This window comes from Pollutimonas nitritireducens, assembly GCF_002849615.1.
Lineage (GTDB): Bacteria > Pseudomonadota > Gammaproteobacteria > Burkholderiales > Burkholderiaceae_B > Pollutimonas > Pollutimonas nitritireducens.
The window spans coordinates 133110-153669 of record NZ_PDNV01000011.1; the positions used below are offsets into that span (position 1 = coordinate 133110).

Sequence of the window (20560 nt, forward strand, 5' to 3'; positions counted from 1 at the left end):
CTTCCGACAGCGCAATAGCGGCCACTCGCATGAACATGGTCCAATTCATAACATTTGGCCACACAGCATCGTCCGATGACACTCAAGACTGCTAACGAGTGGAAGGACTGCGCCAAAGCACTAAGCCACAACGACACTTAAACGAACAAAGTGCAAGGCGAATATCTTCACGCTGGAAAACGGTTACAGCCTGATGAACGGCACCCAAGCCCAAGGCGGTCGTTTGTATGGCCGTGAAGCGGTGCTTGGTCTGAAATCCGATGCTTGGGGCACGATCACGCTGGGCCGCCAGGGCAACATAGCCTATCGCTGGCTGGCTGGTGTCGCCACGCCTTTCGGCAACAACTTCAATCAAGCTCGTAGCGCCGGCACGTTTAACGTGGCTGAGGTACGTTACGATAACCAGATTCAGTACCTGACTCCCAACATTTCCGGCTTCCAGGCTGGTGTCGGGTATTCGTTCAATGCGGATGGTGAGCAAGAGTTCCAGCAGAGGGACCAGAACGAGCCGAACGTCCACGCCGTGACTGCGGGCCTGCGCTACTCGAACGGTTCCGTGGCTGCGGTTCTGACCTACGACCAGATGAAGGACGCCGAGACTGCCACCGGCATCAAGGCCAAATCCTGGAACCTTGCAGGCAGTTATGACTTCGAGGTGGCCGAGGTGCATCTGGGCGAGACTTGCTGTAGCAGCCGTTCGCCAAGGATCAATGCGCCCGAAGAATCGAGCATCATCAACTGTGCACACCTATCGGAACCACTTAGGCGAAGCTCATTACTCTTTGATTTGGGTAACAAAAAAGTAATGCGCGTGTTCGGAAACTGACCAGACTGATTTCCTACAATTCATTCAAGCGGTTTAACTTTCATCACGCGCCATTGCGCAGCCGCATGAGTTCGCAAATTCTAGGAGTAAACGTATGACCAACTTTAAAAAAAACCTTTTCGCAGCAGTGCTGCTGGCGACAACGACGATGGCGGTCAGCGCACAGCCACATACCTCCGCTGTTAGTGCAAGCGCGGCGGCATCCTCAAACATAGCCAGTGTTTTCGGAGAGCCCAAGACGCGTGCGGAGGTACGTGCGGATCTAGCATTGTGGAAAAAAGCAGGGCTTGATAAATTCTGGGCTGGCGAGAGCACACCAGATACCTTTAGCCGTGAATACAGATCTGCCTACGCCGAGTATGTGCGGCTGCGTAGTGGCCCCGAATATAACGCAGAGGTCCAGCGGCAATCGGGACTGTAGTTCGATTTGACGACGCTCTTCTCCGCGATGGGATAGCGGTAGTCACCGCGCACGACTAAACTTGTGCGCGGTTTTTTTTCCCAACGCCCAGCCGGTCATATCCATGTATGGAGCGTTTAATATCCTCACACGCAAACCGAAGCTAATGTATTGGTCTAGCCACTGTAAATCCCATCGTGACCAATCGATCAACGGATCGGGCAAACGTTTTGCCGCCATGCATTCGAGCTATCGCCGCAACGATTGCTAACCCCAGCCCAAAATGATCTTGATCGCTAGACACTCGCCCTGCCGGTAGCCTGACGAACCGCTCAAAACACCTTACCAGGTGCTCTTGCGCGACAGGAGTGCCAAGATTACAAACTGCGATCTGCACTTCTTCGCCTGTTGTTTCCACTACAATCAGCACGTCGCTGAGCATGTCGGCATGACGGATCGCGTTTGATAATAAATTCGACACGGCGCGTTGAAAAAGCGTACGGCTAATCATTGCTGAGGCGTCGCCCACTAGCAGTAGTTTCACATCAGCTTCTTCGGCCTGAGCCTCGTGATAATCCATAACCTCCCGGATGGTAATCGCAATACTGTTGGTCGGTTCTGTCTTAATCCTCGTGCCGCCATCGGCCCGTGCGAGGAGCAATATGTCGCTGATGACTCTTTCCATTCTGTGGAAATCTTCCAGGTTAGAAGCGAGCATTTCTTCAAGCGAGCGCTCATAGCGTTTAGAACTTAATGCCAGCTCGGTTTCACCAATCAGCGTTGCTAACGGCGTCCTCAACTCATGGGCCAGATTGGCATTAAATTCCTCCATCTGTGCATAGGCACCCTCGATACGTTCGAATAACGCGTTGAACTGCGTAATCAACGGGGAAATCTCTGCCGCAGGGTCCTTCGCCTCAAGCCGCTCGCCAAGCCGTTCCGGGGACAACTTTGCCACCTGGCTGCTCAATGCATCGATCGGGGTCAGCGCCCTGCGAACCAACCACGCTGCACCTAACGACGCGAGTGCTGCGCCTAAAATTGCGCAAATAAATAGAGCCAATGCCAAGCGCCTGAGAAAGCGAAGGTCGGAAGTGATGTCCATGCTCAGTTGCGCCTGGATCGGTCCAGTCGATAGCCCATACTCCGGTAGCATAAACGTATGCTGGCGAAACATGCTTGCCTTGGCGTTTGGCGGTCTCTTGCCAAACGTCTTGGTTACATTGCTGGTCTGCAAAACCAGCGAGAGCTCTGGATGGCCGTGGAAGAAATCCAAGAGCTGATGTTGGAGCGATTCCGCGCTATTTTTAGATGCGCTTTCCGTAGCTAAATGCTGAATTGCCCTCTGCTTTTCCGCCAACAGCTCAGTCTGGCGGGTCGCGAAGTTCGAACTAATAGCAAGATATACAGCTGTACAGATCAGTCCTACGCTTACCAAGGTCTGTATCGCGAGCCAGCGTGAAAGTCGGCCCCGAATCGAGTTTGACCAACTCAACATTCGGCATCCTGAACCTCAATCACATACCCCATGCCGCGCACGGTGTGTATCAGTTTCCTTTCGAACGGGCCGTCCACCTTTGCGCGTAACCGCCTGACGGCCGCTTCCACTACGTTGGTATTATTGTTGAAATTAATATCCCAGACCTGTTCGGCTAAAGTCTGCCGGGACAAGACTTGGCCACGCTTGCGCATGAATAACTGAAGCAAAGCGAACTCCTTCACAGTCAAGTTGATTGGTTGCTCGTTCCGATAGACGCGTCGGCACAGAAGATCCAACTCTAGATCGGCTACGCGAACGATATTCGTATGGGCGTCAGTCAAGTTTGCGGGGTCGTTCCTACGAGCCAGCGCAAAGATCCGAGCCATGAGTTCGGTCAGCGAGAAGGGCTTGGGAAGGTAATCATCAGCGCCATCCTCCAGCCCTCTCACCCGGTCTTCAACCCGATCTCTTGCGCTGAGCATGAGCACTGGCACACGACTCTGTTTGCGTAGCTCGCGTAACAATTGAAATCCATCCATACCCGGCAACATTACATCCAGAAGGATAAGATCGTATGGGGTTTCCTGTGCGAAATATAGGCCCTCCCTGCCGTCGCCAGCCACATCAACCACATAGCCATGCTCCGTCAACGCTCGACGTAAGTAGTCTGCAAGCTTTCTTTCATCTTCGACCACAAGAATTTTCATTGTTGTTGTGATTCCTCCATGGAAAATGGCTAAGCGCACAGTGGTACGTGAGGCGAGAACGCATCTGCAGTCGTCGTTAGCAGCTCGTCCCTAACGCACGGTATGCTCGTAACCCGTATACGTTACGTTAGTCAGCCTGTCATTAGCAGGACACGGTGATTACGAATCCGTAACCTTGCTGGCATACGCCCTGCGCCATACGGCCTCGGGCAATGCACAGCATTCCGCGACAAAGGAGCCGAGAGCCGTCACGGTACGTTCGAGGAGTTTTCTCGGACCCATGCGGAAGCCTCTTCGGTCCCGCTACGCTAAGTGAACGCAGCGGGCATCCCATACACATTGGGTCAAAACTGATGACGCAACCCTACGCTGACAGTTTTAACCTTCGCGTCGTCCAAGAATGCGAAGTTATCGGTATACGAGCCGACGGCATACAACTCGGTCCGCTTTGAGAGCGTATAGGTATAACCGAGGCTGAACGTATTTGAGCTTGCATCTCCTCCGGTAAGATCTTTGTTATTTGCGTCTGCTCGCGCCCAGGAGCCGAACATGCTGCCCGCGGCTCCTACCGGCGCAGAGACTGCAACTAAGTATGAATTTGACTTGAAACCGTCGACGAAAACATTAGTCGGCACACCGGAGAAGTTCCCTACAGCCCCCCCAGGCAAGCCTGCCCCACCGAACCAGCCATCAGTCGTCCTGCTATACGCAAGTGCCAGCTTGGCTACTTCAAAGTCGTAGGCTGCGCCAACGACATACGACCTGGGCGTCGCCTGCGTCTGTTGATCACTCAGCTTGTTCGAAGGGTTTAGTTGATCATACGATATAAAGGCTGACAACGGCCCATTCCCGTAGCGAAGCGCTGCTGTTATAGCGCGTGTATTATCAGCCGTATTGAATCCCACTTGATTCGATTTGGAATCATCCGCACTAAATGAGTACCCAAGGCCCATGGTGAAGCCATTTATCGTCGGCGTCTCATAGGTGACTAGTTGGTCGTAGCGTACCCAATTTACTGAGCTAAAGCCCGACCCACTGCCCATATTCAGTTGAGTAAAACCTCCGCCAAACATTGGGCCAAGAACGCTGTAAAAATAGCGCGACCCAATGTTGTACTGACGGCCTAGATTGAACTGACCCCAATTATCACTGCCAAGCCCAACTGTCGCGTTACGACCGAACAGACGACCACCTTGAGTCGATTGTCCTTTGCTAAGATTGAAACCAGACTCCAATTGAAACTTGGCATACAGTCCGCCGCCAAGATCCTCTTTACCCCGTATACCCCACCTAGTGCCTCGTTTAACGCTGTCCGTCATGCCGAAACGGCTGCGATCTAATGACACTCTCTGATTGGTGACTGGATCTACTATCGTCCCATCCACCTTCGAGTAGCCAACGCCCGCGTCGAGTATTCCGTATAGCGTAACGGAAGTCTCCGCCTGAGTAGTACTAGAGAGTAACGTAGCCAGAGCGGCCATTATTTTTAGCGTATTTTTCATAAAAAGGCTCCTTTAACCCTGAGGTAGACATGGCGCTGATTACAGTAAATGCTCGTTCCTGCATGCACGCTTTAACGCGAGATCCATACATGAAACGAATCCAAGACTGCGGGACTAGGAGCTTAGTTGGCGGTGCCCAACAATCTACGAACTCATCGATTACAAATGCGTTATCTCCATAACGCCGAGAGCAACACTCTGGCCCCTTTGGGTTTGCGAACGCCCGATTAGCTCTAATAATTGCAAAGGTTTCCTGCTGCCGATACTCAGTCGAATGAAGCCGCGAAACTGTTTCTCAAGTTTTGGTTCTGCCACGCCGCGGCACATTTCCGCAGGCTGTAGCCGCGAATAATGGTTGAAACAGCGAGCTCTCCGCGACAGCCCAGTCCGGCTAGTCAATCAGCGAGTCAGCACGTGTATACGCACGACCGATACAACCAGCAACGATCATGACGACAGATTGACGAAGATGACGCAAATGTCATGTTGTCGTCATCGGCCTGTTGGCACTCGGGACATACAGTAGACCCATCGCCAGAAAAACTAGCACGACGCTAGTGAATCAACGACTCCGCTGGCAACCACTCTTTTAAAAGGAATGAATAATGTCCCTTCGTACCAAAGCTCTTGCCGCCTTGCTTACAGCAGTTATTGCAGTTCCCGCTACCAGCTTTGCTTACTGGATCCCTGACAACAGTGAACAGGGGGGCACCGAAGTCGTCGATTGGTCCAACATGAAGAGCCGTGCACAGGTGCTTGAGGAGCTCGAGCAGGCAAAGGCAGACCCTTCATGGGCCACCCGCCAGGGGGAAGAAACCGGGACTTGGTCTATGGCCGGCGCTGAGCAGACGAAATCGCGCGCCGAAGTTCGACAGGAACTGGAATCAATGAGCGCGAAAGAAAAAGCGTATATCCAAAGCTTCTACACCGGCGCGTAAGCCGTTCTGATCTTTTTCTAATATAGTTAGGGCAGCCAAACGGCTGCCCTACTCCTTTCTGAAATCCCAACTTTGTCGCCTATGGCTCGGGCCCGTCGTGTGATAAGCGTACCATCTGGCGGCAGTCTCATGACGTTGGCGTTCACGCCAGGAATGCCAGGTACCTAAAAATACAGCCGATGATGCTCAAAGGCTTCCCAAGCAGTAGACACTACCGCTTCTTTAACGTCATGATGGTATAGGTTCCATTCAGGTTCTCAAGCCTGAATTTAACCTTTTCCCCTTCTTTGGCCTGTTGCAATACCGTTTCATCTTTGGCTTTATAAGCCATCGTCATCGGTGGCATGCCGACGTTCTCGAGTGCGCCGTGCTCAATCGTTATCATGCCGCTTGGCCGGTCCACCTTACGAACCACACCATCAGTCAAAGCGGTGTCCGCCCTGACTTCCGAAGACGCCGCACTGGTACTTCCGGTCGGACCGTTAGTATTCCCATCGGCTGCAAAAGCTGTAAGGGACATGCCAAGCGCTAGGCTAGCACCCAGCGAAAATGAGATCAGTTTCTTCATAACAATTTCTCCGTAGATGGAAAATATGGTGCGTATGCACCGGGCGAGTACTACCTTACTGATGCTTTCTTTCAAGGCGACGGATTTGACGCCGTTGCAACAAAAGCCAGGCGGCTGGGATAACGAACATCGACAGAATAGGCGCCGTATACTTCAGCAAATCGCAGCTATCCGCGGAGCAGTAAACGGCCTCATGGTTGAGGTGCTGGAAGGTCAGATTCGCGAGCACGTCGCTGCCGGGGGTTTGACAGCGGAGGAGCGCGAACAGGAGGTCAATCAGGTGGCGGCGGTGCTGCGATCCTACCTGAAGTAAAGCGCTAGGCTGACTCAACTAAGCGTCTGGTTCTCAACCTCACTGACTTGGCATGACCGAATCTAAAGAGCGCAAGAATTTCTGGGGTGCCTGAAACCCGATAACCTGAAAGTCGATCTCCGCTCCTTGCCTGTCAAAGAAGATGATGCCGGGGGGGCCAAAGAGTCCAAAACGTTTGAGCAGTGCCTGATCGTCGGCATTGTTCGCGGTCACATCGGCTTTAAGCAACACGACGTCTTTGAGGCGTTTTCTTACCTGGGCATCTGTAAACGTGAAACGCTCCATCTCCTTGCAGGATATGCACCAGTCAGCCCAGAAATCGAGCATGACGTAGCGACCTTCGGCTGCCTGCAATTGGGACTCAAGGTTGGCTAGGCTCGTGGTTTTCTTAAACTGCAGCTCAGGCGAGCTGATATTCTGTGCGGCCCCAGCATCTGCACCTCTTAAACCGCTCAGGGGCTGCAGCACATCGCGGCCTCCTGACAGCACGCCGATGAGCAGTGCCAAACCCGAAATTAGTGCAATGACCCCAACCCCTTTGCCAAAGCGCACGAAACCAGGCGAGCCGTCGGGCAACGGGTCCAACGCCTTCAGGTACATCGCAGAAATAATGAGCAAGACGGCCCATAAGCTCATATGGACGACGGAAGGTACGACCGGGGAAATTAGGTAGATGGCCACCGCCAGCATCGTGACGCCAAAAAAATGCTGCACGGATTTCATCCATCGGCCAGCCTTAGGCAAAAGTGCGCCTGCTGTGGTGCCAAAAATCAGAAGCGGGACACCCATCCCTATGGCGAGTGAGAAAAGCGCCAAGCCACCCAGCACGACATCTCCTGTCTGACCAATGTAAAGCAGAGCTCCGGCCAGAGGTGCCGCTACGCACGGCCCGACAATGACGGCGGACAACACGCCCATGACGAACACGCTCAAGACCTTGCCACCAGCCGACCGGTTTGCGGCGCCCGCTAGGCGACTTTGTATGGAAGCGGGTATCTGAAGCTGATAAAAGCCGAACATAGAAAGTGCAAGCAGTACAAATACGATCGCAAAACTGCCCAACACCCACGGGTTTTGCAGGTATGCCGAGAGCATTGTGCCTGCCAACCCCGCGGCCACACCGGCGAGCGCGTATGTGATGGCCATGGCCATCACATAAACAAAAGAAAGGCCAAAGGCATGGCGGCGGCTTAACGAGCGCCCCTGCCCAATAATCATTCCCGACAGGATCGGAATCATGGGTAGCATGCAGGGTGTAAACGCCAGCACCAAGCCAAAACCAAAGAAGGCGGCTATGAGCGCCCACGCATTGTCCTGGGCGAACAGATCTCGTACAAGGCTTGTTTCCGAGACTTGGCCCTTGGCAGTGCTTCGCAGGATACCGCTACTCGCTTGAGCTTGCGCGACGTTAGCACCCGCTGAGGCGGCGCTGGTCTGGGCTGACTCGACAAAAACTACGGACAGCGTTGTATTTACTGGTGGATAGCAGACACCGGTCGGGTCGTTACAACCCTGATAGGAGGCTTGTAGAATCAACGGCTCGGAAATAGATCCAGACAGCCGATTTATCGTAATTGGGATCTGGATAGATCCGTAATACACCTCGACATGCCCAAAAGTGGGGTCATCCTTAAGCTTACCTTGGGGTAGCGCGACGTTCTTGATCGCCGCGTTGGATGACTGCTGAAGATCAAATGCAATCCTATCGCGATAAAGATAATAGCCGTCTGCTGCAGTGAGCGTAGCGACTAGCGTATCGGCGTCGCGCGCCCTCACCGAGACTTTGAACGCTTCGTCTGGCGGCAACAGCTCTTGGTCAGAGTTCTCGCCGCCAAACCAACTTCGCATGGAGCCCAGAATCCCACTGTTCGAGGAAGCAGAAGCCGACACTGTAGTACCGGTGGACTCGGCTGGCATTTCAGAAACTTGCGCGGAACTAATGCCAGGTAACCACGCCAGTGCCAACACCAGCATGGCTATCAGAAAACGCATAGAGTTCACTTCAATTGCTCAACATCCAGAACATCATGATTCCCATGAAAACGAAGGCGAAAATAGCGACCAACCCAATTACAGCTAGCATTAGGAGAACTATTGGTGTGAATTTGGTTCCCATAGCCTACTCAGGTATCAAGGCGCTCTATTTTGTGGTTTAGTGAACGTCGGCGGTCCCCAACATTAGCCTCTTGCGGCATTGGCATCTGTGTGGGCTCACCCTTCTTTGATTCGTTATCGCTGTGGCCCGATTGCATGCCTTTCGTCATGAAAAACATCATCAACGGACAGATTAAGAAGAATAAGAAAGGACCGACCGCAGTAATCCACTCACGAACGGCCGGTAACGCTGCATAGGCCACAGCAATCAACACGGCTAGCCCAAGACCGCCTTTCATCACCGTCTTCATATCGCATTTCATTGTTGGCTCCTTACTTGCGTCGCGGATACCTTATCCGGAAATCTAGCGACGAGCCTACTGTAATGCTCCGTTGCTGTCAGGCAGATTGCGCGGACATTACATCTTTGTCATCTTTGAGAAGTAGTTCGAGGAAGCAAAAGATTTGTTGCTATATGTACAAAGCGCTCGCGTTGCTTCAATGGCACTGAAGAACAGGGGGCAAAGCGTTCAATATTTACAACGGGCGGCAAATACTGCCGGTTGACATTATCACTGTGGGAACTTTTACGCTGCTGATAAACGTGATGAAGACCAAGTAATACTGCCTGAGGAACTAGTAATGCTATGGACAAAAACCATACAAGTTTGGGCAATGACATCCTGGCTGTTGTGCGCTCGAGGCAATGACTGATCGGACCGGAGGCGAAGAACGATTGGGGTGCGCTTATCTTCAGGTGGCTTGTTCGCTGGTAAACACTGAGCCTCATTGATAGCCGCCTAATGTCAATAGACGCACTGCTTGCTCGCGGGATGATCGCGCCTGGTTATTGCTCTTTCACTGACCGGAACTTTAGAAAGACCGCGGCAAATGGCGGTCTTTCTGCACCTCGTGACCTCGCCACGGGAGCGACGGACATCGATGAGGCCAGTGTCGCTGCTGCGCAGCTACAGCGCCGTGCTAAGAAGCGAGCCGTTCTGGTTGTTGACGCTAGCCTTAAGTTGTAATTTCATAGGCTTTTTCTTGTATGTTTTCTCAACGCCTATTTTCCTTGTTCAGTATCTTGGATAAGTAAGGCGGAATTCGGGTGGCTGTTCACTCCTGCGACGTCCGGCATAATCTTCGGCGTTTAACTGTCAGGGAAACTCGCGAAACGATTCGCGCCACTGACGACAGTCAGCTATGGATACTCGATGATGGTGGGCGCCACGGTGCTCTCGTGATTGGTCGCACCACTAGTAGCCGATTCCGGTCTGGCTATGGCTCTAGCGGTGCTCTGTTTCCTTGGAGCGGGATGTCTGGCTTGGTTTTGTTATACAAGACTGAACCGGTAGTGGATGTGCGAGTTGAGATAGGCGCAAGGTGTTGGTACAGACTTCACGGCCGACCTCGAACGCTCACCCTTATCCACAATGCCGCCCTAGGACGCAACGTAACTGTGTAGCGCTCTGCGCCAACCGATGCTAGACACTTGCATTAATGGCGGAGCGCGCAGCGCTGGGTGGTAAGCCAGACGCTGGCCAATAAGTACATCGCGCATAGTTTGTACCGTGCGCTCACTAATTCATCTATGCCATTCGTCTACACTCTTCGGCGCACTTGCGGCAAGCCTCGGCGCAGTGCTGACAGTGATCCATTGGATGCTTGGCGCATTCATCTGCGCACGCTTGGCAAACATCGGCGCACAGGCGACAAAGCGCCTGGGCGAATTCACTGCCCCTGGCCATATAACTAGCCGCCAAGCGGCAAATTTGCGCGCAGTCCATATCCAGCTTTATGCAGCGCGCCATCATTTTGACGTCTTGTTCTCCCAGGCTTGAAACAGCGCAGTGGTCGCACTCAACAGCGCAGGCATAACAAGCGTCGATGCAAGATTGAAATTTTTCATGAGGCATATTGATCTCCAAAGAACTTAAGCTGTGTTTACGAAGTGGCTTCGCTATGCGATGCCACTTGCCTAATCCAGCAACTTCAATGCCTTAGGAGCAATACTTCGCTCGGAAATCACGTTATCTCCACGCGGTCTGTATTCTACGTGCACCTTGTATTACAATTTTTTAATGTTTGCGTTATGTTGGCGTCGGTACCATAGCACTGCACTTCAATAAGACAATCAATATTGCCTGGTTGGAGCACGTGCAAGCATTGCGCGCGCCGAATCGTCATCACGCCTTTCTTGAGCACGATCATGTACGCAACCCTATTGATGAGAAATATGGAATGAATGCTATTGTCCTAAAGTCCACGCTGACCTGCCCCCGATGTGGGTATGTCAAAACAGAAACCATGCCGACTGACGCCTGCCAATGGTTCTACGAGTGCGAGCAATGCCGGGCTGTTTTGAAGCCACGACCCGACGACTGCTGTGTTTATTGTTCGTACGGTTCCGTACCCTGTCCGCCAGTTCAAGAACACGACAAACAGCACGGCTGTTGTGGCTGACCGGATGCCAAGAAACAAAATGCGGAAAATCACGCAACTACCAATCGCCCCGAGCGCCGGAAACGTCCTGAGTGACCAAATGTCAAAGCGCACCAACTGCCCACTCGCCACCGCAATGCCCATCCGCACCAGAATCGCGCCGGTGACTATCTGAAGATAACGCCCCGCTCGGCGCAACGAACCCTGTCGACGCATAAAAGAGGTCATGAAGTACGCGGAAAGCAGGAACGGTACACCTAACCCCAGTGCGTAAATACCCAAAAGCAATACTCCCCTGTCCGAGACTCTCAGAAGTGGCGCCGGGTACAAGAATACCGCCGAGCACGGGACCAATACACGGCGTCTAACCGAAGCCGAACGCCATACCAAGCACGGTCGCGGACCAGGGCTTACCGCCTCCACCACGCGGCTCGAAGCGGTAGTAACGCTGAATCCATAGCGGGGCCACGTATCACGCCCATAATCATCAGGCCGGCGATGACAATAACGCCATCTGCAGCGATATTCAGTTCGTAGCGATAAGATAAGAACAAACGCCTGATGCTGGCTCCCAAAACCAGGAACACCATGGAGAAGCCTGCAACGAAGCACGCACTAAGGCCCAATGCTCGCCATCGAGCAGCACGTGCTTCGATACGAGAGGCGTCTAACTGGACGGCATCGCCTGCAATATAGGAGAGATAGCCAGGTACAAGCGACAAAACACAGGGTGACAAGAAAGAAGCGATACCGGCGAAAAACGCCGTTAATAGCCCAATGACGGTCAACTCAAGCATCGTATAGCCCCCAGGAAAAAATCGGTTCCAATGTCATTGCTCATCACTTTGAATCCCGAACAGAGGGATACAGTAGTGCACCATCAATCAAGGCTTCAACTTGCGGGCCATCCCAGGCGGCGGGCTCCATTGCCCGGCCTATTTCTCGGCCCTCTTGGTCAATTAATAGCGTTGTTGGCACGCCCGGTGCACGCAATGTATCTGAGACTTTTGTCGTCGGGTCAACGTAATGCTTTAACGTTCGAATGCCAAAGTCCTGATAGAACGGCTTGACTAAATCGGGATCTCGATCAATCGAAAGCGCAACGACTTCAAAGTCTGGACCGCCACGCTTGGCATTTAACCGGTCCAGCGATGGCATCTCCTCTCGACGCGGAGGGCACCAGGTCGCCCATAGATTGAGCAATATGACACGACCATGAAAATCAGCCAAGGTTAAACGAGCGAGTCAGCTCCCATCGTGCCGAAGTAGCCCAGCAAACGAGGCACTTGCGGGATAGCTTACACGCTCGACATAAAGTCAAAAATTACCTTTTTAAACATGGCAGGAGCAATCCGACAACGCCTGTAATATCCCGCACGATTCTGTCGGCTTCGCGCTTGTGCATTTTTCGCGCAAAATCGTGAGATGCCCCTTTAACTGCATTAATTCTTTGACGCGCACTTCCACCTCATGGATATGCCCATCTAACAAAGCATTGACATCGCCGCAATCCTCCTCCGGCGTGTCGCGGTATTTCAGTAAGGCACGTACATCTTCTAACGCCATATCGAGCGTACGACAGTGCCGGATGAATCGTAGGCGTTCAACATGCTCTTCACTATACAGACGATAATTGCCGCTACTGCGAGAGGGTTCCGGTAACAGCCCTTCCTTCTCATAATAACGAATGGTCTCGGCCTGACATTCCGTGCGCTTGGCCAGCTCGCCAATCTTGATATTCATCTTAATCTCAGTTAATAAAACCATAGAGTGACTATAGGGTATTCGTATGTCAATAGCAACTAACGCAAGACGACCTGCTCCATCTTGCCGTCGAAAGTATGCGCCAGCAAGGGTGAGAAAAAAGCTGCTACCTCCCCCATCCACAGGATGGCAATTTAGCGAATTACAGATAACCGCGTGAGACTTTGTGTAATCGGCACCAAATTGCTGTGAAAACCAATATCGATGCGATCAGGGCTGGACTAGCTCGGTCTGGGAATATCGATGGCCACGATTTAATCGCTAAAAGAGCAGCCATATCTATAGCACTTGGTTGTTGCCAGGTGCAGAACTAAGTCTCCTCACTTGCAAGAACGAGATCGTGCACCTTTAAGTAACAAAGTACGCTCAGGAAATGCACCTAATTTGTGCGTCGCGTTTTGGATGAGTCATCGCTATCGCCCAGCAAATTGCTCGATTTGATCGCCCCCGGCAACCAGAGTATAAGCACAGCCACGGCCCAGAAAACCATGAAAGCCCCTGCATTCCATTGATCGTCAACCAGATAAACGCTGCACAATTGCTGCGGGGCTTCCTGATAAATCAGGCCCACGGCAACCGTCATCCAGCACCAGTTGAAAATAAAAAATGCCTGAATCACCACGCCCGCCTGGCGCCACGAGACGCCCACCAGCATGCCGGCGACAAGCCAGCTAAGAACCTTAATTAAGGCCACACCTGTATGGAGGACGGCCAGATCGAGCGCGGCAGGCACCATCCAGAACGCGGTCACCAAGGCCGTGACTACAAGCGCGGTAAGTCCCTTTGCGTTCCAGGGCTCAATCAGCCGCGCAAGACGCGGACCCGCAGCCGAGGCGGTCAACCAGCCTATGACAAACAGAAGCGGAAACTCCAGCCCCATATGGCGGGCCATGGTGGCTTCGAGCCATGGCTGCAGCACGGCTGCCGCCACGAGAAGCACGCCAGGCAACCAGGCAATATAGCGAGACGTGCTCAAGCGCATGGGCTACGGCTCCGACTTATTATATAAATAGTCGGCCAATGCCAGGTCGGCACGATCGACATCGTACGCTTTGATCAGCTTTCCGCGCTCGTCAATACGAAATAGCGCCGCATTGTGCGAGTATCCGCCCAGGCCATCAGGAAACAGAAGGACTAAAATAGGCCAGTTGCCCGCGAAGTTATAGGGTGTTCGGCCTTTATATCCTTGAGCCGTCCCGGTAAGAGCTCCTCTTTCGAATCCGGCGATTTGTTTCACGAGTCGTCCTTTCGCATCAATGATTGCGGTCGGCCCTGTATTCGTTGCAAGCAGCATATACCGTCCATTTTCCATGGCTCGCATTTGGCTGATTTCGACAAACTGTGCAGGAGCAAGCGAACGACCAAACCACGCTAAGTTGCTCAAATTCAGCAGTAGGGTCGCATCGGCGGCCGGCCTAATAATTTCTTCGCCAAACACGTTCTCAAAACAGATATTGACTGCGATGCGCTGTCCCGCTATCTGCATGACTGGCTGCCCTGATGCGCCGGCTGAAAAATTGGCCATCGGAATTTGAAGGACTTCGGGAATCCAGGAAAACAGCGTTACAAAAGGGATGAATTCACCGAACGGCACCAAATGTTGCTTACGATACCGTTGGGACGGCACATTACCAATGCTTACCGCACTATTAAATTGCAAAGTGCCGCTTGCTTCACCTGGAATTTGTTCGGGCACGCCAAAAATAATATCACCTCCATTTTCGAGCGCAATCGTTGCTAATTCCTCGCCGAACCATGCTGGAATTTCGTTGAAAAACATCGGCGCTGCCGTCTCCGGCAGGACGATTAGCTGGGTTTTCGAGGACCGAGCTAACTGAACATAGTTTCTTAATATATTTTCAGTTTCATCCGCACGCCATTTTTTGTCTTGCGGCACATTCCCTTGGAGTAGGGACACGGAGACGGGCGACCCCACGGGCTGCGACCAATCCAATTGCTGAAGTCCCCAGCCAGCGGCCAGATGCTCCCGAGAAGGCCTAATTTTAGCCAAGCACGGGTGGGATGCACCATGCAGGACACCAGCGTCGTCGCACTAAGAGCCACAACAAAGGAAACCCCGTATACACCAAACACCGGGGCATACCCAGACAACGGGCTAGTAAAACCTTGTGTATATCCAAATGTTAACCAAGGGAAGCCACCAAAAAGCACACCACGTAGCCACTCGCACGTCACCCAAATAGGGGCCAGAATCCAAACACCCTGCGTTTTACGGATAAGGCGGCTTCCCACAAAACCAAATAATGCCGGGAAAAGAGCTAGCACCGCGCAAAACAATAACGTTGCGAGCGCAGCGGATGATGCAGACATGCCTCCGTAGGTGTGGAGACTGACGTATATCCAATTCACTCCTGCACCGAAGACACCTACCCCAAACATAAACCCGACGAGCGTAGGGGTAAGCCTCCAGCGCGTTTGGGACAGCAAACCGAAAAGACCCGCTAAGGTCAAAATCGATACCCATGCCAGATTAAACGGTGCAAAGGCCAATACCGATAACATACCCAATAAAAAGGAGCCTAGATAAAGGCCTACGTGTATTGGAATAATCTGGCTATATTGCCGATAAGGCTGACGCGCTGACTTGGTCATGGAGTCACACTGATCCTGGACATAAGGTCTTTGAAAATTAGACTTTACCTTCTACGGAAAAGCGGCCTGAATTAGCGATGCCGCGGCTATTGGTGGAGAGGGGAAGAGTCGAACTCCCGACCTCGTCATTGAAAGACGCACTCTGGCCTCTGAGCTACCTCTCCAAGTCAGCAGCATTCTAGCAATTACTGCCCCCCCGCTAGTTGACGCGACGGCGATAGATGACAAGAGAGTCAAAAAACACTTGACCCTAAAGCCACTGCAGGGTTTCTAATAGCGGCATCAAAGGAAATCCACTATGAAAAGTCCTCAGCCAACCCTCGACAAAACGATTGCATCGTGTTGCGATCACGCACACGGCCACACTAGCCAACCCACTGAGCCGCCGCAGATGCCACAAAAAAGCGGTTCCGCGACGGCCTATCGCATTGCCACCATGGACTGCTCCGCTGAAGAGTCTGAAATTCGTCGCGCGCTCGAACCAGTTACTGGTATCCGTAGCTTGGGCTTTCAGCTTGGCGCGCGCACGTTGGTTATCGATGCACCAACTGACGTGTTGCCGTTGGCTTTGACCGCGATACGTAAAATCGGTTTTGATCCGAAAGAAATATCAAAATCAGGCGACAGTGGTGACATCTCCGGGGCGCACAGTGACCAGGAGCACGGATTTTCGAGCGGCATCACCCGCTTGGTTTTTGCGCTCGTTTTTGCCTTCGGAGCGGAGAGTCTTTCGTTTCTCGCTCCCGACACCCAGCCGTGGCAAATCGCTGGAATGGCGATAGCCGTTATCGGGATTTGGCTGGCCGGACTCGATACGTACATGAAGGGCTTTTTTGCTCTTCGCCACGGCAGACTTAACATTAATGGCTTGATGACCGTCGCAGTAACAGGAGCCTTCTTAATCGGCCAATGGGCTGAAGCGGCCATGGTCATGGCCTTGTATGCTATCGCTGAATTAATCGAGGCTCGCGCCGTGGATCGGGCACGAAATGCGATTAAGGGTCTTCTGGACCTTGCGCCAGAAGCGGCCGAGGTTCGCCAGCCTGACGGCATTTGGCAGGTAATGCTAGCTGGGGAGATTACGCTCGGGTCAATCGTGCGTATCAAACCAGGTGAACGGGTGGCCTTAGACGGCACCGTCACGGCGGGAGCAAGTGCGATCAATCAAGCACCTGTGACAGGCGAAAGCATCCCCGTTGAAAAAGCCATCGGTGACCCGGTGTTTGCCGGCACCATTAATGAGTCTGGCTCTCTGGAGTTTGAGGTCACCGCTGTGGCGAGCGATTCGACGCTGGCCCGAATCATTCATGCCGTGGAGCAGGCGCAGGGCAGTCGCGCGCCGACGCAACGCTTTGTGGACAAGTTTGCCGCCATCTATACACCAGCTGTTTTTATCATAGCGTTGGCGGTGGCGCTGGCCGGCCCCCTACTCTTCGATTGGACTTGGCTGCAAGCTGCTTATAAAGCATTGGTCTTACTGGTCATTGCTTGCCCTTGTGCACTGGTCATCTCCACGCCCGTGACAGTTGTCAGCGGCTTGGCTGCGGCCGCGCGCCGAGGAATCCTAATCAAGGGTGGCACCTATCTCGAAGAGGCTCGCAAACTCAAAGCCGTGGCATTAGATAAAACCGGCACGATCACCGCAGGCAAGCCAGAATTGGTCGAATGGGAAATCATCTCCCCTATTGTTTCAAAAGAACGCGTAGCCGCGATGGCGGCAAGCCTGGCCGGTCGTTCCGACCATCCCGTATCCAAAGCTATTGCCGCAGGATTGAACCTGCCCTTCAATGATGTTGATGGCTTTGAGGCGCTTCCTGGCCGCGGAGTCAAAGGTGCAGTGGCGGGCGAGAACTACGTGTTAGGCAACCATCGCTTGATCGAGGAGCGCGATCAATGCAGCGCCGAACTGGAAGCACTGCTTAAAATTCATGAAGAGGCCGGGCGAACCGTTACGCTGTTTGCCTCCAACGAGGCCGTGCTAGCTCTTTTTGCCGTTGCCGACACGATCAAAGAAACCTCGCGAGCTGCTATTGCTGATCTGAAGGCGCTTGGGGTCACACCCGTCATGTTAACGGGCGACAATAGCGCGACAGCCAGATCCATTGGCCACCAAGCCGGTATCGAGGATGTGCGTGGCAATCTCTTACCGCAAGACAAACTCGCCGCAATCCAGGAAATGCAAAAGCATTATGGCTTAACCGGGATGACAGGCGACGGTATTAACGATGCGCCAGCGCTGGCTCAAGCCGACATTGGTTTTGCCATGGGCGCTGCAGGTACGGATATCGCCATGGAAGCAGCCGACGTGGTCATTATGAACGATGACCTGCATCGCATTGCGACAACAGTGGAGTTATCGCGCAAAACCCATGCAGTGCTATGGCAAAACATAAGCTTCGCAATCGGCATCAAGGTAATATTTTTCTACCTCGCCATTTTTAGCGGAGCGACCATGTGGATGGCTGTCTTTGCAGATATGGGTGCCAGCCTACTGGTTGTGGCTAATGGCCTGCGTTTATTGCGCAGCGGTAAAAAAGAAAGAGTGCGCCCGACCAGCTCACAAACACGCCAGACCGATTACGAACGCTCAACAGGTTAGAGGCCGGGATGGCACAACAATTTTCGTCCAAATCCCGTTGGTGGCTGTGGTGCTTATTAGCATTGAGCTTAGCCGCAATTGATCAAACCATTAAACAGGCGGTTTCAGCCTCCCTCCCACTTCATGCGAGTATTCAAATCACGCCATGGTTTAACTGGACTCACGTTTTGAACCCGGGTGCCGCCTTTTCTTTTTTAGCTGACGCAAGTGGATGGCAACGGTATTTTTTCAGCGCCATGGGGCTGCTGGTGAGCGCCATACTGTTATTCTCGCTATGGCGCGGAGTCACGAATCGATTGGTAACGGCATCGTATGTTTCGATCGTTGCCGGCGCCCTGGGCAATGTCATTGACCGAGTGCGTATAGGCGCTGTCGTAGACTATCTTGATTTTCACTGGGGACTATGGCATTGGCCGGCTTTCAATCTGGCCGATGTGTTAGTGGTCGGAGGCGCTATTTTTCTTGTCCTCTCGTCCTTTACTTTCCCGCGAAACGAAATGAAGCAAGCTACATAGCTTCTGCAATAATCCTGTATTTCCATCCTATTAACTCATCAAATGCCCTCATTGCACGTTGCACAAAGGCACAAAGGCACAATCAAATATTAAAAAACCTCAATCTCATGTCTTGGAATAAAACATTTTTAACAGCTATCACTCAACAAAATTTCGTACGTGCCGCAGGCGTAATTCTGTTATCGACAAGCGCTTTTATGGCTTCCAATGCGTTTGCCGAGGTATTAAGTTTTTCTATTATCAATGAACAGTTTCAACTTCATGACACGAACGCCGTCGCCGAAGTCCCAAGAGCGGAACGGCTTCGTAAATCGTTTCTCCTTACCCCGATAAAAGGAGCGGAAACAAAAATAAGTTCTAATTTTGGCCTACGCCTCCACCCCGTTCTGAATAAACCCATAGCCCATAGTGGAGTTGATTACTCAGCGCCCAAAGGCACGCCTATCAGAACAACAGCAAACGGCACTATTGCATTTATTGGCAGAAAAAAGGGCTACGGAAAAGTCATTATTATCGAGCATGCTGCCAATTTCTCCACCCTCTATGCTCATCAAAGCCGGTTCGCCAAGGGCTTAAAAAAAGGCGTTGCCGTTGCAAAAGGAAAGACCATCGGATATGTGGGATCGACCGGAATGGTCACTGGCAACAACTTGCATTATGAGGTTCGGATGGACGATCAGCCGATTAACCCATTAGAAGTAGATCGACTTTTCGTTGAGAATGAATATTTTTCCGACAACGTAAATTAACAAGGCGTGGGAGAGGTCACCAAGAGGTCGAACAGTTCCGCCTGCTTCTCACCTAAGGCGCACAACACTCGTTGTCTTAATAGTACGTGCCTCGTCTATGCAACGGGCAGATGTGCTCCGTTCATTAAAGCCCTTTCCCATTGTCGAATAACACGAAGGTAGCATCATGAAAAAAGTAGTTTTTGGTATTTTAATGCTTTACGGCTCTTCGACTGCCTACGCAGCAAACGTTCACGGTGAACATGTTGCTCCTGTGTCCGCGCAAGATCAATCCAAGACAACTCAACGCGCCGATACGGGACCAGACAATAAAGCATCTGTGTCTAAAACGTTAGCAGTTTCAGGCTGCTGGATTCGTTCATTACCGAAGCCAATACCTTCTGCAGGCTACTTTGTCATAAAAAACACTGGCTCAGGTGACGCCAAACTAACCAGCTTGGCGATACCCGCGTTCGGCCAGGTATCATTACATCAAACGACCAATGAGGACGGCCAGAGCAAAATGAGCATGGCTCACGAAATTTCGATCCCAGCTGGCGGAGAATTGAAATTTAAACCGGCCAGCTATCATGCCATGCTCGAAAAGCCTACCCAAGCCCTTGCTGTTGGCGCTCACGTTCAGGCTGAATTCACATTTGAATCTGGCGAGAAAGCCATAACGACGTGCGAAGTCAAACCGGCTAATACTGTGCCAGAATAGTCCTAGTCTTATCTATAAGACTGGTTGATCGGGAAGATGGCCGGTAACCACCGTCCATCGCTAACCTCACGACGTCGGGCACACCAGCGCATAACGTCACAGCTTCTCAGGAAGATTGGCGCTATGAGTAAGGTATGGTCACAGCTCATTAATAACCTTACCGCACAGAGGTCGCAGACGCGACCTCTGTGCCGGTGTTTATTGACTCGCAGGCAGTTTATTGGTAAGTGATCCAGCAAGCACATCCTTGTCGGGTTTCGATGAAAGGCGCAACCTTCAGTCTGTTCAATTTCGGAGCAGGCAGATATGTCGAAGGGAATGCAATACTGGTCGGATCACTTAGCAGCCAT

General features: G+C 52.3%; 22 protein-coding genes and 1 tRNA gene. 9 read left to right on the forward strand and 14 right to left on the reverse strand.

Annotation, left to right across the window (positions count from 1 at the left end):
• Positions 1-172: 172 nt before the first annotated feature.
• Together CR155_RS16955 and CR155_RS16960 are read left to right on the forward strand one after the other, a co-directional pair.
• A complete protein-coding gene (locus CR155_RS16955) occupies positions 173-826 on the forward strand; it encodes a porin (protein ID WP_255399277.1) in 654 nt (217 codons plus the stop codon).
• A 94-nt stretch (positions 827-920) separates the two neighbouring features.
• Positions 921-1247 (forward strand): DUF4148 domain-containing protein, encoded by a 327-nt coding sequence (locus tag CR155_RS16960; protein ID WP_102071209.1) that lies wholly within the window; start codon positions 921-923, stop codon positions 1245-1247.
• Positions 1248-1389: 142 nt separating this feature from the next.
• On the opposite strand, the gene CR155_RS16965 is transcribed toward CR155_RS16960, so the two are convergent.
• The 3 genes from CR155_RS16965 to CR155_RS16975 all read right to left on the reverse strand — a co-directional run bounded on the left by CR155_RS16965 (position 1390) and on the right by CR155_RS16975 (position 4915).
• Entirely contained in the window at positions 1390-2724 is a 1335-nt protein-coding gene (locus CR155_RS16965; protein ID WP_102071210.1) for a heavy metal sensor histidine kinase, read from the reverse strand.
• Positions 2718-3413: a heavy metal response regulator transcription factor gene (locus tag CR155_RS16970; protein ID WP_102071211.1), complete on the reverse strand. Its 696-nt coding sequence runs from the start codon at positions 3411-3413 to the stop codon at positions 2718-2720. The genes CR155_RS16965 and CR155_RS16970 overlap by 7 nt, the downstream gene beginning before the upstream one ends.
• Positions 3414-3757: 344 nt before the next feature.
• Complete coding sequence (locus CR155_RS16975; RefSeq protein ID WP_102071212.1) at positions 3758-4915, reverse strand: porin; 1158 nt, start codon at positions 4913-4915, stop codon at positions 3758-3760.
• A gap of 605 nt (positions 4916-5520) precedes the next feature.
• Between CR155_RS16975 and CR155_RS16980 the strand changes: the two genes are divergently transcribed.
• Entirely contained in the window at positions 5521-5853 is a 333-nt protein-coding gene (locus CR155_RS16980) for a DUF4148 domain-containing protein (RefSeq protein WP_102071213.1), read from the forward strand.
• Between the two features lie 211 nt (positions 5854-6064).
• Here the strand turns inward: CR155_RS16980 and CR155_RS16985 are convergent, their stop codons facing one another.
• Positions 6065-6421: a copper-binding protein gene (locus CR155_RS16985; protein WP_102071214.1), complete on the reverse strand. Its 357-nt coding sequence runs from the start codon at positions 6419-6421 to the stop codon at positions 6065-6067.
• Positions 6422-6614: 193 nt separating this feature from the next.
• Between CR155_RS16985 and CR155_RS21485 the strand changes: the two genes are divergently transcribed.
• Positions 6615-6734 (forward strand): metal-sensitive transcriptional regulator, encoded by a 120-nt coding sequence (locus CR155_RS21485; protein WP_439650456.1) that lies wholly within the window; start codon positions 6615-6617, stop codon positions 6732-6734.
• A 39-nt stretch (positions 6735-6773) separates the two neighbouring features.
• On the opposite strand, the gene dsbD is transcribed toward CR155_RS21485, so the two are convergent.
• The 3 genes from dsbD to CR155_RS17010 form a co-directional block, all read right to left on the reverse strand.
• Positions 6774-8726, reverse strand: a complete 1953-nt coding sequence (dsbD, locus tag CR155_RS16995) for a protein-disulfide reductase DsbD (protein ID WP_102071215.1) — start codon at positions 8724-8726, stop codon at positions 6774-6776.
• A gap of 131 nt (positions 8727-8857) precedes the next feature.
• Positions 8858-9151, reverse strand: a complete 294-nt coding sequence (locus CR155_RS17000; protein ID WP_102071216.1) for a DUF2933 domain-containing protein — start codon at positions 9149-9151, stop codon at positions 8858-8860.
• A gap of 1266 nt (positions 9152-10417) precedes the next feature.
• Positions 10418-10744: a four-helix bundle copper-binding protein gene (locus tag CR155_RS17010; RefSeq protein WP_102071218.1), complete on the reverse strand. Its 327-nt coding sequence runs from the start codon at positions 10742-10744 to the stop codon at positions 10418-10420.
• 325 nt (positions 10745-11069) lie between these two features.
• Here CR155_RS17010 and CR155_RS21150 point away from each other — a divergent pair, with 325 nt between their 5' ends.
• Positions 11070-11291, forward strand: a complete 222-nt coding sequence (locus CR155_RS21150; protein WP_102071245.1) for a GDCCVxC domain-containing (seleno)protein — start codon at positions 11070-11072, stop codon at positions 11289-11291.
• A 389-nt stretch (positions 11292-11680) separates the two neighbouring features.
• On the opposite strand, the gene CR155_RS21160 is transcribed toward CR155_RS21150, so the two are convergent.
• The 7 genes from CR155_RS21160 to CR155_RS17045 all read right to left on the reverse strand — a co-directional run bounded on the left by CR155_RS21160 (position 11681) and on the right by CR155_RS17045 (position 15811).
• Complete coding sequence (locus CR155_RS21160; RefSeq protein ID WP_233214385.1) at positions 11681-12067, reverse strand: cytochrome c biogenesis CcdA family protein; 387 nt, start codon at positions 12065-12067, stop codon at positions 11681-11683.
• Positions 12068-12110: 43 nt separating this feature from the next.
• Positions 12111-12500 carry a TlpA family protein disulfide reductase gene (locus CR155_RS17025; protein WP_102071219.1) on the reverse strand — a complete coding sequence of 130 codons (390 nt, stop codon included), beginning with the start codon at positions 12498-12500 and terminating at the stop codon, positions 12111-12113.
• Positions 12501-12602: 102 nt separating this feature from the next.
• The gene (gene cadR / locus CR155_RS17030) at positions 12603-13013 is read right to left on the reverse strand and encodes a Cd(II)/Pb(II)-responsive transcriptional regulator (protein WP_102071220.1); all 411 of its coding nucleotides are present in this window, start codon (positions 13011-13013) and stop codon (positions 12603-12605) included.
• A 400-nt stretch (positions 13014-13413) separates the two neighbouring features.
• Entirely contained in the window at positions 13414-14016 is a 603-nt protein-coding gene (locus tag CR155_RS17035; RefSeq protein WP_102071221.1) for a DUF1404 family protein, read from the reverse strand.
• Between the two features lie 3 nt (positions 14017-14019).
• Positions 14020-14970: an apolipoprotein N-acyltransferase gene (gene lnt, locus CR155_RS17040; RefSeq protein ID WP_233214392.1), complete on the reverse strand. Its 951-nt coding sequence runs from the start codon at positions 14968-14970 to the stop codon at positions 14020-14022.
• On the reverse strand, positions 14883-15647 hold the full coding sequence (locus CR155_RS20930; protein WP_199171809.1) for a hypothetical protein: 765 nt from the start codon (positions 15645-15647) through the stop codon (positions 14883-14885). The genes lnt and CR155_RS20930 overlap by 88 nt, the downstream gene beginning before the upstream one ends.
• A 90-nt stretch (positions 15648-15737) precedes the next feature.
• Positions 15738-15811 (reverse strand) — tRNA-OTHER (locus tag CR155_RS17045).
• Positions 15812-15945: 134 nt separating this feature from the next.
• Between CR155_RS17045 and CR155_RS17050 the strand changes: the two genes are divergently transcribed.
• From CR155_RS17050 to CR155_RS17065, 4 genes are all read left to right on the forward strand, one after another.
• Positions 15946-18246, forward strand: a complete 2301-nt coding sequence (locus tag CR155_RS17050) for a heavy metal translocating P-type ATPase (protein WP_102071223.1) — start codon at positions 15946-15948, stop codon at positions 18244-18246.
• Positions 18247-18254: 8 nt separating this feature from the next.
• On the forward strand, positions 18255-18761 hold the full coding sequence (lspA, locus tag CR155_RS17055; protein ID WP_102071224.1) for a signal peptidase II: 507 nt from the start codon (positions 18255-18257) through the stop codon (positions 18759-18761).
• 107 nt (positions 18762-18868) lie between these two features.
• The gene (locus CR155_RS17060) at positions 18869-19510 is read left to right on the forward strand and encodes a M23 family metallopeptidase (RefSeq protein ID WP_158238295.1); all 642 of its coding nucleotides are present in this window, start codon (positions 18869-18871) and stop codon (positions 19508-19510) included.
• A gap of 166 nt (positions 19511-19676) precedes the next feature.
• A complete protein-coding gene (locus CR155_RS17065) occupies positions 19677-20210 on the forward strand; it encodes a copper chaperone PCu(A)C (protein ID WP_102071226.1) in 534 nt (177 codons plus the stop codon).
• Positions 20211-20560 lie beyond the last annotated feature (350 nt).

Bases quoted from the DNA above. Each gene is read 5' to 3' on its own strand.
- CR155_RS16960 (WP_102071209.1), top strand. From the start codon at position 921: ATGACCAACTTTAAAAAAAACCTTTTCGCAGCAGTGCTGCTGGCGACA.
- CR155_RS16965 (WP_102071210.1), bottom strand. From the start codon at position 2,724: ATGTTGAGTTGGTCAAACTCGATTCGGGGCCGACTTTCACGCTGGCTC.
- CR155_RS16970 (WP_102071211.1), bottom strand. From the start codon at position 3,413: ATGAAAATTCTTGTGGTCGAAGATGAAAGAAAGCTTGCAGACTACTTA.
- CR155_RS16975 (WP_102071212.1), bottom strand. From the start codon at position 4,915: ATGAAAAATACGCTAAAAATAATGGCCGCTCTGGCTACGTTACTCTCT.
- CR155_RS16980 (WP_102071213.1), top strand. From the start codon at position 5,521: ATGTCCCTTCGTACCAAAGCTCTTGCCGCCTTGCTTACAGCAGTTATT.
- CR155_RS16985 (WP_102071214.1), bottom strand. From the start codon at position 6,421: ATGAAGAAACTGATCTCATTTTCGCTGGGTGCTAGCCTAGCGCTTGGC.
- CR155_RS21485 (WP_439650456.1), top strand. From the start codon at position 6,615: ATGGTTGAGGTGCTGGAAGGTCAGATTCGCGAGCACGTCGCTGCCGGG.
- dsbD (WP_102071215.1), bottom strand. From the start codon at position 8,726: ATGCGTTTTCTGATAGCCATGCTGGTGTTGGCACTGGCGTGGTTACCT.
- CR155_RS17000 (WP_102071216.1), bottom strand. From the start codon at position 9,151: ATGAAATGCGATATGAAGACGGTGATGAAAGGCGGTCTTGGGCTAGCC.
- CR155_RS17010 (WP_102071218.1), bottom strand. From the start codon at position 10,744: ATGCCTCATGAAAAATTTCAATCTTGCATCGACGCTTGTTATGCCTGC.
- CR155_RS21150 (WP_102071245.1), top strand. From the start codon at position 11,070: ATGAATGCTATTGTCCTAAAGTCCACGCTGACCTGCCCCCGATGTGGG.
- CR155_RS21160 (WP_233214385.1), bottom strand. From the start codon at position 12,067: ATGCTTGAGTTGACCGTCATTGGGCTATTAACGGCGTTTTTCGCCGGT.
- cadR (WP_102071220.1), bottom strand. From the start codon at position 13,013: ATGAATATCAAGATTGGCGAGCTGGCCAAGCGCACGGAATGTCAGGCC.
- CR155_RS17035 (WP_102071221.1), bottom strand. From the start codon at position 14,016: ATGCGCTTGAGCACGTCTCGCTATATTGCCTGGTTGCCTGGCGTGCTT.
- CR155_RS20930 (WP_199171809.1), bottom strand. From the start codon at position 15,647: ATGACCAAGTCAGCGCGTCAGCCTTATCGGCAATATAGCCAGATTATT.
- CR155_RS17050 (WP_102071223.1), top strand. From the start codon at position 15,946: ATGAAAAGTCCTCAGCCAACCCTCGACAAAACGATTGCATCGTGTTGC.
- lspA (WP_102071224.1), top strand. From the start codon at position 18,255: ATGGCACAACAATTTTCGTCCAAATCCCGTTGGTGGCTGTGGTGCTTA.
- CR155_RS17060 (WP_158238295.1), top strand. From the start codon at position 18,869: ATGTCTTGGAATAAAACATTTTTAACAGCTATCACTCAACAAAATTTC.
- CR155_RS17065 (WP_102071226.1), top strand. From the start codon at position 19,677: ATGAAAAAAGTAGTTTTTGGTATTTTAATGCTTTACGGCTCTTCGACT.